We start from the raw sequence: 11,656 nt of genomic DNA, 5'->3' as shown, positions 1-11,656 counted from the left end.
TTCGTGGCAAACATTAAACAACTTTTTTGAAAAATCTCAGTACCTTAGCACCTTAGAATCTTAGCATCTCAAAAAAATGAAACAAATCACTTCAGTTCAAAATCCGTTTATCAAATCTTTGGTTTTACTTCAAGAAAAATCCAAAGCCAGAAAACAAACCGGAACATTTTTAATTGAAGGCTTACGTGAAATTTCATTAGCCACAAAAGGCGGTTACGAAATTGAAACTGTTTTATTTTTGCCAGAATTAGTTTCCGAATCGGAAATCAACAAGCTAATTTCTTCACCGTTTCAAATAATTGAAATCAACAAAGAAGTTTACCAAAAACTGGCTTATCGTGATACAACAGAAGGTATTTTGGCTGTAGCCAAAACCAAATCTCTTAAATTATCGGACTTAAAATTATCAGACAATCCGTTGATTTTAGTTGTAGAATCATTAGAAAAACCAGGAAATATTGGAGCTGTTTTGCGTACAGCAGATGCGACTAAATTAGATGCCGTTTTAATTGCCAATCCTAAAAGTGACTTATACAACCCAAATATTGTTCGTTCTAGCGTTGGTTGCCTTTTTACCAACCAAATTGCAACTGGAACATCCGAAGAAATCATCGCATTTTTAAAAGAAAAAAGATCAATTTCTACAGTGCAACTTTACAAAACTCTACTTCTTACCACACTCAAAATTTTACAACTCCAACTGCTTTGGTTGTTGGTACAGAAGCAACTGGATTAACGCAAGAATGGCGTGATGCCGCCACCCAAAATATCATCATCCCGATGCAAGGCGAAATTGACAGTATGAATGTTTCTGTCGCGGTAACAATTTTAATTTTTGAAGCCAAACGCCAAAGAGAATTTAAGTAATTTTAATTACCACGTTATGAAGTACAAGTTATTGTTTTTAGCACTATTATTCAGTTTCGCAACCTTTGCACAAATTACCAATCAGGAAGTAGACAATTTAGTAGAACGAACAATGAAAGCATTTGACGTTCCTGGAATTTCAGTTGCAATTGTAAAAGACGGAAAAGTAGTTCTAGCTAAAGGATATGGCGTAAAATCGATCGTAACACAACAAAAAGTTGATGCTAATACACTTTTCGGAATTGCATCAAACAGCAAAGCCTTTACCACTGCTCGCATTGGCAATGTTGGTAGATGAGGGTAAAATAAAATGGGATGATAAAGTGATAAAATATCTTCCAGATTTTAAAATGTATGATGATTTTGTAACTCGTGAATTCACCATTCGTGACTTATTAACGCATAGAAGCGGACTTGGCCTTGGTGCCGGAGATTTGATGATCTGGCCAGACGGCAGTGATTTTACAGCAAAAGACATAGTGCATAATTTACGTTATTTGAAACCAGTTTCGAGCTTTAGAACAAAATATGATTACGACAACCTAATGTATATTATTGCAGGCGAAATTGTTCATGTTGTGAGCGGAAAAACCTGGGCAGATTTTATCGAAGAGCGCATCATGAAACCTTTGGAAATGACTAACAGTGTGGCTTCAATAAAACGCTTAAAAGATACTTCAAATGTAATTACACCACACGTTCCAATTGATGGAAAACTAAAAACGATAAAACGCTACCAAAATCAGCTTTTTGATGGCGCGACCGGAATTTACTCAAGTGTAAATGATTTGAGCAAATGGGCCATTTTGCAAATCAATAATGGAAAATACGGCGATAACAAACAATTATTCTCTGAAAAAGAGCATGATGAAATGTGGCAACTTCAAACTATTCTTCCTGCCAAAACCAGACCGCCATACAATACTCATTTCTCAGGTTACGGATTAGGCTGGTTTTTAAGCGATGTAAAAGGATACAAACAAGCATCACACACAGGAGGTTTAGAAGGTAATGTGACACAGACAACCTTAATTCCGGAAATTGGTTTGGGAATTATTGTTTTAACGAATCAGCAGTCTGGGGCCGCTTTTAATGCGATTACGAATACTATTAAAGACAGTTATTTAGGCATTAAATCGGATGATTATGTCACTGTTTACAGCAACAGAATGAAAGCCACAGAAGAAAAGGCAGATAAAATTACAGACGAAGTTTGGGCTGTTGTTGCTAAGAATAAAAAAGCTAAAATAAAAACTGATTTTTCTAAAATTATCGGGACTTACAGAGATAATTGGTTTGGAGAAATCACGATTATAGAGAAAAAAGGAAAGTTATATTTTGCCTCAAAACGCTCTCCGCAATTAGCTGGGGAAGTTTCTTTTTATAAAGATGGAAATTATGTCGTGAAATGGAATAATGCTTTTTTTCATGCCGATGCCCATTTACTCTTCAAATATGATGAAAGCGGAAAAGTTACTAATCTAAAAATGCTTCCAATCTCTCAACTGACTGATTTTAGTTATGATTTTCAGGATTTGGATTTTTCTAAAGAATAATTTTAGATTTTAGATTTTAGATTTTAGATTTTAGATTTTAGATTTTAGATTTTAGATTTTAGATTTTAGATTTTAGATTTTAGATTTTAGATTTTAGATTTTAGATTTTAGATTTTAGATTTTAGATTTTAGATTTTAGATTTTAGATTTTAGATTTTAGATTTTAGATTTTAGATTTTAGATTTTTCAAAAATCGCTTCGCTCTTTTTGGAATTTGGGATTTAAAAATTGGAACTTATTTCTAAATTATTCTTTTTCCTATGTCAGGCTGAGCGAAGTCGAAGCCCAATTCTTTCATGAAAAAATCTAAAATCTGAAATCTAAAATCTACAATGGAAAAGCCTTGCGTATATTCAAACTAATGCGTATTTTTAGTACTTGAATATGCCGTTATGATAGAAATAGATATTGAGAAAGAAAACAAAGCGATTGCGCAGGAATACAAAGAATTACTTCGAATAAGTTATCAAACTTTAACCCCAGCCGATAAAAAATTAATTCGGAAAGCTTTTGACGTCGCTGTCGATGCTCATAAAGAACAAAGACGCAAATCTGGAGAAGCGTATATCTTTCATCCTATTGCAGTTGCAAAAATTGTTGCCTCAGAAATTGGTCTGGGAGCGACCTCTATTGCCGCGACCTTATTGCACGATGTTGTAGAAGATACACCAATGACTGTTGAGGAAATTGAGCGATTATTTAACCCAAAAGTTGCTCAACTGGTTGAAGGTTTGACTAAAATTTCATTGGTTCAAAAAGACTTGAATGCTTCAATGCAAGCCGAGAATTTTAGAAAAATGATCCTCACATTGAATGATGATGTACGCGTGATCTTGATAAAATTGGCCGATCGTCTTCACAATATGCAGACCATGGATTCGATGGCAGAATACAAACAAACCAAAATCGCATCAGAAACACTTTATATTTATGCTCCTCTAGCGCACCGTTTGGGACTTTACAACATTAAAACCAAACTAGAAGATTTAGGATTAAAATATACTGAACCTGCAATCTACAACGACATTGTAAGCAAAATCAGAGAAACAAAAGAAGAGCAAGACGCTTATATCAAAGATATTTCGGATGTTTTGAAAAAATCTCTTGATGCTGAAAATATCGATTATATCATAAAAGGACGTCCGAAATCGATCTATTCGATTCGCCGAAAAATGCGTGCTCAAAATGTAAGTTTTGACGAAGTGTACGACAAATTCGCTCTTCGAATTGTTTACAAATCTGATTCGCATGACGAAAAATTCATTGCTTGGAAAATCTATTCAATCGTAACCGATCATTATAGACCAAGCCCGAGCCGTTTGCGTGACTGGATTTCATCTCCAAAATCGACTGGTTATGAAGCACTTCACATCACGGTAATGGGACCAAAAGGACGCTGGGTCGAAGTTCAGGTTCGAAGCGAGCGTATGGACGAAATTGCCGAAAAAGGTTATGCGGCGCATTATAAATACAAAAATGGTGCAACCGAAGAAAGTGGACTTGACACTTGGCTGAATTTGCTTCGCGAAGCATTGGAAAATCCAGAAACAAACGCAGTTGATTTTGTGGAAGATTTCAAAATGAATTTGTATTCAAAAGAAATCTTCGTTTTTACGCCGAAAGGAGAAATAAAATCGCTTCCGAAAGGAGCAACTTCTCTGGATTTTGCTTTTAGTATTCACTCTGAAATTGGAATCAAAACTAGAGGAACGCGTGTAAATGGGCGCCTTGTTCCGTTAAATCACGAATTAAAAAGTGGTGATCAGGTTGAAGTGATTACATCTGCAAACCAGAAACCAACGGTGAACTGGTTGGAATATGTTACGACTTCGCGTGCCAAAAATAAAATCAAAAACGTTCTTAACGAGAATACGAAAAAATTGGCGAAGAAGGAAAAGAACTTCTTACGAGAAAATTAAAACACTTAAAAATTACGCTTAACGAGCAAGTTACAAACGAGCTGGTTAACTTTTTTAAACTAAAAACAAGTTTAGATTTATTTTACAGAGTTGGAATTGGTGCGATCGAAAATCAGCAATTGAAAGATTATGCGGCGCAAAAAAGCAATTCGTTTATCAATTTCTTTAAAAATAAAATCAAAAGAAATAAAGATACTGCAGACGAAGATATTCATAAACCAGTCATCAGCGACAATTATGACATGCTGGTTTTTGGAACTGAACATGACAAGCTAGATTATAAGCTTTCGCAATGTTGCAATCCTATTCCGGGCGATGATGTTTTTGGCTTTGTAACGATTAATGAAGGAATAAAAGTTCACAAAAAAGATTGTCCAAACGCAATTGGAATGCAGTCTAATTATGCGTACCGAATCATGAGCGCCAAATGGATTGATTCCTCTCAGGAAGAATTCAAAGCCATTATCAATATTACCGGAATGGACGTTCTTGGACTTACAAATCAATTAACACGAGTAATTTCAAACAATATGAACGTGAATATTCAAAGTATTTCATTGAGTACCGATGCTGGAATTTTTCATGGACAGGTCGCCGTAATTGTTAAAAACAACACTATTTTGAAAAAAATGATCAATGCAATCAAAAAAATTGATGGTGTAGATAAAGTTACCAGAGAATATCGAACGTAAGTAAGTTGAAAGTTTAAAGTCTTAAAGTCAAAAGAAATACAATATCATAATTACTTAAATAAAGTTTTTTATGGAAGATGAAACCTTAGAAATTCCTGAAATAAAGTTTGATGAAAACGGAGAACTTATCATTATCGCTTCTGAATCTTCTTCAAAAGATGATTTTGATTTTTTTCAGGGAAAGTCTTTCATTCGAAATAAAAAATTAAAACAAAGATTTGCCAATTGCACCGAATGGATTGAGTTTCCATCGACTCAGGAAATGTATAAAATCCTGAACGGAATTGGAAATATTGACAATTTTCTAGCCACTTTTGACGGAGAACCTTTTGAAGGAATGACTGTTCGATTATTCAATCCAAAAACAAGATTATGGAGCATTTATTGGTCAGATTCAAACACAGGAATTTTAGACAAACCTGTTGTTGGTTCGTTCGAAAATAATATTGGACATTTTTTTCAAAAGATGTTTATGAAGGAAAAAATGTACTTCAGGTTTTTCGCTGGGATGCCAGAGATCAAGATAATCCAGTATGGAGTCAAGCAATGTCTGATGATAAGGGAAAAACTTGGGAATGGAATTGGTACATGTACATGACAAAAAGCAAATAGGAATTTGTTAATTTTATTGTAATTAAAAATATTTATGTTAATTCAGCTTTTTTAGATTCTCCAAAACTTATCATTGCCAAACCCTGTAAATATTACATTTTTGCCATTCTGATATGATTTTGAACGTTAAACTTTAAAGCCGAAACTTTTATTGATTAAAAATAAAAAATTATCTTTGCAGGATATGACACTTATTTCAACTGACAACACTAAGAATCAAGAAATTGTAAAAAATGTTTTTACAATGTATCTTGAACAAAAAGGGCATCGCAAAACTCCTGAGCGTTATGCTATTCTACAGGAAATTTACGATAGCGAAGAGCATTTTGATATTGAAAACTTATATATCAAAATGAAAAACAAAAACTATCGTGTGAGTAGAGCTACTTTATACAACACGATCGAGTTATTGTTAGACTGCGCTTTGGTTAGAAAACATCAATTTGGACAAAATCAGGCTTACTACGAAAAATCATATTTTGATAAACAACATGATCACATCATTATGACTGATTCGGGCGAGGTAATTGAGTTTTGTGACCCAAGGATTCAAACCATCAAAAAAACGATCGAAGAAATATTTGATATCGAAATCACAAATCATTCGCTTTACTTCTACGGAAACAAAAAGCAGAATTCAAATTCATAGTCTGCAAAATCAGACTTTTCAAAAATTAAAAAAAGAAAATTAACTACATAATCAGTAGGACAACTTAAATTGTCCCAACGCAAATTAAAACAGAATGACCGTAGATTTATTACTAGGCTTACAATGGGGAGATGAAGGTAAAGGAAAAATTGTTGACGTACTTACCTCAAATTACGATATTATTGCACGTTTTCAAGGAGGACCAAATGCAGGACATACATTAGAATTTGACGGAATTAAACATGTACTTAGAACTATTCCTTCTGGAATTTTTCATAAAAACTCAGTAAATATCATCGGAAATGGTGTTGTAATTGATCCTGTAGTTTTTCAAAAAGAAATTGAAGGTTTGGAGAAATTCAATCTTGATATCAAAAGCAAATTAATCATTTCAAGAAAAGCACACTTGATTTTACCAACGCACCGTTTGCTTGATGCTTGCTTCTGAAGCTTCAAAAGGAAAAGCAAAAATTGGTTCTACTCTTAAAGGAATTGGACCAACTTACATGGACAAAACGGGTAGAAATGGTTTACGTGTTGGAGATATCGAATTAGAAGATTTCAAAGATCGTTACAGAGCCTTAGCTGACAAACACGAAGCGATGATCGCTTTTTACGATGTTAATATTCAATATAATTTAGCTGAACTTGAAAAAGAATTCTTTGAAGCTATCGAAGAATTGAAAAAATTAGATTTCATTGACAGTGAAGAATATATGCACCAAGCTCAAAAAGCGGGTAAATCTATTCTTTGCGAAGGTGCTCAAGGATCTTTATTAGATGTTGATTTCGGAACTTATCCTTTCGTAACTTCATCAAATACTACTGTCGCTGGAGCTTGTACAGGTTTAGGAATTGCTCCTAACAAAATCAAAGAAGTATACGGAATTTTTAAAGCTTACGTTACACGTGTTGGTAGCGGACCTTTCCCAACTGAACTTTTTGACGAAGTTGGTGCTACAATGGCAAAAGTTGGTAACGAATTTGGTTCTGTAACAGGAAGACAAAGACGTTGTGGATGGTTAGATTTAGTTGCTTTAAAATATGCTGTTCAAGTTAACGGTGTAACGCAATTGATGATGATGAAAGGAGATGTACTTTCTGGTTTTGAAACTTTGAAAGTTTGTACTGAATACAACTATAAAGGAGAAAACATTTCTCATTTTCCTTATAACATCGAGCCAGAAAATGTAACTCCAATTTACAAAGAGTTCAAAGGATGGAAACAAGACTTAACTGGATTGACAACTTACGATCAATTGCCAATTGAGCTAAAAGAATATATCGAGTTTATTGAGAAAGAAATCGAAGTGCCAATCAAAATTGTATCGGTTGGACCAGATAGAAAGCAAACAATAACAAAATAATACATTTTAAACGCTCTGATAATCAGAGCGTTTTTTTATACAAAATTATTCGCCATATGAAAAATCCAGAAATTAAAATTACAGAAACGAAGTTATTATCAGACAATTGGTATATCTTAAACAAAGTCACGTTTAGTTATCAGAAAGAAAATGAAGCATCTCAAACACACACGCGTGAAGTATACGATCGTGGAAATGGAGCTGGAATTCTACTTTATAATTCAACCAAAAAAACTGTTATTTTAACGCGTCAGTTTCGTTTGCCTAGTTTTCTTAACGGAAACAAAACCGGAATGATGATTGAAGTTTGTGCAGGACTTTTAGACAAAGATAATCCTGAAACCGCAATCATTCGTGAAACCGAAGAAGAAACGGGATATCGCATTTCTAAAGTTCAAAAAGTTTTCGAAACTTATATGTCGCCAGGCGCTGTAACTGAGATTCTATATCTTTTTGTTGGAGAATATAACGAAAACATGAAAGTTAGTGAAGGCGGAGGGTTGGATTCAGAACAAGAAAATATTGAAGTTTTAGAATATACTTTTGATGAAGCTTATGCGATGATTGAATCTGGCGAAATTGTTGATGCTAAAACTATTATTTTACTACAACATGCTAAAATAAAAGGATTGATATAATCGATTTTTACTATTTTAGTATTTGATTTAAAACACTATGATATGCTAACAATCGGACTAAGTAGACTTATAAGACCTTATAACAATATACTCGATTATTATTCAAGTTTTAAAAATGGAATTGTAGAAAATTATCCAATTGAAATATTAGTAAATGATAGTTATGTTTTTAGATTTAAACAAAAATTATCTGATTGTAATTTAGATTTAACTATTCAATTAAGACGTGAGTTAGAAAATTATGGGAGGGCATTTATATTTGTCAATTGCAGAATAATAAATAGTCTCGAACAACAAGATTCCTTAGTATTTAAAATAGAGCCAGAAAAATTCAATAAAACTTTAATTCTAAATTTTTTAAATAATAACAAAATTTTTAAGGAATTTCACTTGTTTAATTCTCACATTGAAAACTGGAATTTAATTACAGATGAACTACATACATATAGTGAATCTAAAAATTCCAATCATTTAATAATGTGTCCCAAAAATCCAATTATTGATTATCAGAAGATTAATATCAATCCAGCAATAATAAAATTTAATAATCGATGGCATGAGAAACATTTAAAGAGATACTCGTTTTGCTTAATTATTATATTTAAAGATTCTCAATTAAGTAAAATTTTTAATTTAAAAGAATATTACTCGCATTACTTTCATCTAGAAAAAATAAATTTTGAATTCGGAAATAAAGAAATAGGTTTTAAAATAAACTCAAATCTTGTAAGTACAGAGTTTGACGAGGATTCTGACCCTGAATTAGATTTTTATATACGTACTCTTTCAATAAATTTAGATGCTATTTCTAATGAAGTTTTTAATCAAAAAAATGATAACAAAATAAACAAAATAGTCCTAGAATTTAAGCATGTCAGAGAAATAGTAAAATACAATTTGGAATTAACAGATATAAAAAACATCGAAAATTTATATTCTCAATGTAAAAATTATATAGATATTTAAGGTGAACGCTTTGAAATGAAAATGAAACAAACAATTTAAAAAATTATGTAACCCTTTTCGGCTATCCTCATTATAACTTTACTTTCATAAAATTACTACCTATGAAAAAGTTATATTATTCAGCAAACGCCCTACTTCTATTGATGTTAGTTTTACTAGGTTCTTGTAAAAAAAGTGAAACCGTACAATTATCAGAAAATAAAAAAGAAAGAAAAGTAATTGAATATAAAAAACCTGAAACAACTGTTTCTTATCAAATTCAAAACACTAAAGAATGGCTTAAAATAAATGAAGCCGACAGCACAAAAATGAATCTTGTTTACGCTTTAAACAGAACCGATAAAGCCAATTTCAAGAAACTGGATTCGGTTGTTATTCCTGCAGATTTCAGTGGCGATTTGGTGTATTATATGCCATTTCCACTCCATGTTTCTGCTTTAGAAGAGGTTTCAAAAATCATTATTTTCTCCTATCCTACTCAAGCTTTTGTCGCTTATGAAAACGGCGAATTAGTTCGTACCGGCCCAACAAACATGGGAAGAAAAAAGATCCTACTCCAACCGGATTATTTTTTACCAATTGGAAAGCCGAACAAACGACAAGTACTTTCAATGACGAATGGGATTTGAAATGGAATTTCAACATCGAAAACAAACTTGGCGTTGGTTTTCACCAATATGAATTACCAGGTTATCCGGTGTCGCATTCTTGTTTAAGACTTCAGGAAAAAGATGCCAAATACCTTTACAAATTTGCCGATGAATGGATTTTGAAAGACAGAGAAAACGTGAAAGTCAAAGGCACCCCAGTAGTTGTTTTTGGAAGTTATAATTTTGATGAACCAAAACCTTGGCTAAAAATGGCTTCAGATCCAAAAACATTAAATATTTCAGAAAATGAAATTGAAAATCAAACCAAGCCTTTTCTGCCTCAAATATTAGAAAATCAAAAACTTAGAGAATCTGAACATACAGAAACACTTTAAAAATATATTATACCTATCAGACAAGAAAGACCGCAACTTAAGCGGTCTTTCTTATTTAAAATTCATTTTGTTTGGTATGCCATTTCAAACGTATTGTAAAAACATCACAACAAGTAAGTTTCTTTTTTTACAATAAATGAATAAACACTCATTTATTATTATATCTTTGCATCGAATTATTAGCTTGATATTATTCAAGCAAATTTTTATTATGAATTAAATCTTATTGACAAAATGAAAACTTCACTTATAGAAAATAAAAAAATTGCCATTATTGGCGGAGGGCCAGTCGGGCTTACAACCGCTCGAATTTTACAAATCAATGGTGCTGATGTAAAAGTTTATGAAAGAGACATGAATGCGCAAGCCAGAACTTCTGGAGGAACTCTTGATATTCATTCGGATTCAGGCCAATATGCGATCCAAAAAGCTGGGTTGATGGAAGAGTTTTATAAATATGCACGCCCAACTGGCGAAAAAATGGCTGATATAGACGGAAATATTACTTCTGATGAAATGCCGAGTGAAACACACGCCTATTCAAGACCAGAAATTGATCGTAATGATTTGCGAAAAATTATGCTGGAAAATCTTAAAGAAAACACTGTTGCTTGGGACAGTCAATTAATAAATATTGAAAAAGAAAAAGGTCAATACATTTTAGAATTTAAAAACGGAACAACAACAAAAGCCGATTTCGTAATTGTGGCGAATGGCGGAAGATCAAATGCCAGAAAATTTGTAAGCGATCAAGAACCTCAACTTTCTGGAACTTATATTATTCAGGGTGAAATCACAAATCCAGAACAAGATTATCCAGAATTCAAACCGAAATACGGGAACGGAAATGTAATGGCAATGGGAGAACAAAAAATGTTTTATACGCACACGATGCGAGATGGTTCTGTGCATTTTGGGGTTTCTTTTAAAGCTCATGAAAACTGGATTTCAAATCACGGAATCAATTTTGAAGATGACAAAACAGTCATTTCTTTTTTGAATGAAATGTTTAAAAACTGGGGAGAAGATTATAAAAAATTCTTTGCTGTTGCTACTGAATTCTCTGGATTACCTTTACGATTATTTTCTTTAGAAGAATCCTGGAAAAAGCATTCAAATATCACGCTTGTTGGTGATGCTCGCACATTTAATGCCTCCGTTTGCTGGCGAAGGCGCAAATATGGGATTATACGATGCTTTTCATTTAACCGAAAACCTGACCAACGGAAAATTTGAAACAATTGATGATGCAATTACTGATTACGAACAAAAAATGTTTGGTTATGCACTACAAGCACAAAGAATGACCAAAAAAATGGAAGATTTACTACATTCTGATATAACTGCAGAAGATATTTTAAGTAGTAGAGTTGAGTAAAGTTTTAATTTCATATTTTCGTTTTGA

Annotated in this window: 9 protein-coding genes and 3 pseudogenes; all 12 read left to right on the top strand. The window is 32.8% G+C overall.

Annotated features, from left to right (window positions below; all coding sequences use genetic code 11):
- Window positions 1-76: 76 nt before the first annotated feature.
- Window positions 77-867, top strand: a pseudogene (locus ACQ9BO_RS10175) (TrmH family RNA methyltransferase).
- 16 nt (window positions 868-883) lie between these two features.
- Window positions 884-1,165 carry a serine hydrolase domain-containing protein gene (locus ACQ9BO_RS10170; RefSeq protein WP_431244604.1) on the top strand — a complete coding sequence of 94 codons (282 nt, stop codon included), beginning with the start codon at window positions 884-886 and terminating at the stop codon, window positions 1,163-1,165.
- Entirely contained in the window at window positions 1,110-2,423 is a 1,314-nt protein-coding gene (locus ACQ9BO_RS10165) for a serine hydrolase (RefSeq protein WP_431244603.1), read from the top strand. The genes ACQ9BO_RS10170 and ACQ9BO_RS10165 overlap by 56 nt, the downstream gene beginning before the upstream one ends.
- Window positions 2,424-2,815: 392 nt before the next feature.
- Window positions 2,816-5,034, top strand: a pseudogene (locus ACQ9BO_RS10160) (RelA/SpoT family protein).
- 70 nt (window positions 5,035-5,104) lie between these two features.
- On the top strand, window positions 5,105-5,632 hold the full coding sequence (locus tag ACQ9BO_RS10155; RefSeq protein ID WP_431244602.1) for a hypothetical protein: 528 nt from the start codon (window positions 5,105-5,107) through the stop codon (window positions 5,630-5,632).
- A 198-nt stretch (window positions 5,633-5,830) separates the two neighbouring features.
- Window positions 5,831-6,295 carry a Fur family transcriptional regulator gene (locus ACQ9BO_RS10150; RefSeq protein WP_026729002.1) on the top strand — a complete coding sequence of 155 codons (465 nt, stop codon included), beginning with the start codon at window positions 5,831-5,833 and terminating at the stop codon, window positions 6,293-6,295.
- Between the two features lie 94 nt (window positions 6,296-6,389).
- Window positions 6,390-7,662, top strand: a pseudogene (locus tag ACQ9BO_RS10145) (adenylosuccinate synthase).
- A gap of 56 nt (window positions 7,663-7,718) precedes the next feature.
- Window positions 7,719-8,300, top strand: coding sequence for an NUDIX domain-containing protein (locus tag ACQ9BO_RS10140; RefSeq protein ID WP_431244601.1), 582 nt, complete (start codon window positions 7,719-7,721; stop codon window positions 8,298-8,300).
- Window positions 8,301-8,342: 42 nt separating this feature from the next.
- The gene (locus ACQ9BO_RS10135) at window positions 8,343-9,266 is read left to right on the top strand and encodes a hypothetical protein (RefSeq protein WP_431244600.1); all 924 of its coding nucleotides are present in this window, start codon (window positions 8,343-8,345) and stop codon (window positions 9,264-9,266) included.
- 508 nt (window positions 9,267-9,774) lie between these two features.
- On the top strand, window positions 9,775-10,251 hold the full coding sequence (locus tag ACQ9BO_RS10130) for a L,D-transpeptidase (RefSeq protein WP_431245098.1): 477 nt from the start codon (window positions 9,775-9,777) through the stop codon (window positions 10,249-10,251).
- 234 nt (window positions 10,252-10,485) lie between these two features.
- Window positions 10,486-11,487, top strand: a complete 1,002-nt coding sequence (locus tag ACQ9BO_RS10125; RefSeq protein ID WP_431244599.1) for an FAD-dependent oxidoreductase — start codon at window positions 10,486-10,488, stop codon at window positions 11,485-11,487.
- Window positions 11,432-11,629, top strand: coding sequence for a hypothetical protein (locus ACQ9BO_RS10120; protein WP_431244598.1), 198 nt, complete (start codon window positions 11,432-11,434; stop codon window positions 11,627-11,629). Before ACQ9BO_RS10125 ends, ACQ9BO_RS10120 begins: the two co-directional genes overlap by 56 nt.
- The last annotated feature ends 27 nt before the right edge of the window (window positions 11,630-11,656 follow it).

It is taken from the genome of Flavobacterium sp. P21 (assembly GCF_050632225.1).
Classification (GTDB): Bacteria; Bacteroidota; Bacteroidia; order Flavobacteriales; family Flavobacteriaceae; genus Flavobacterium.
This window is presented reverse-complemented; position numbering and strand designations above follow the sequence as displayed.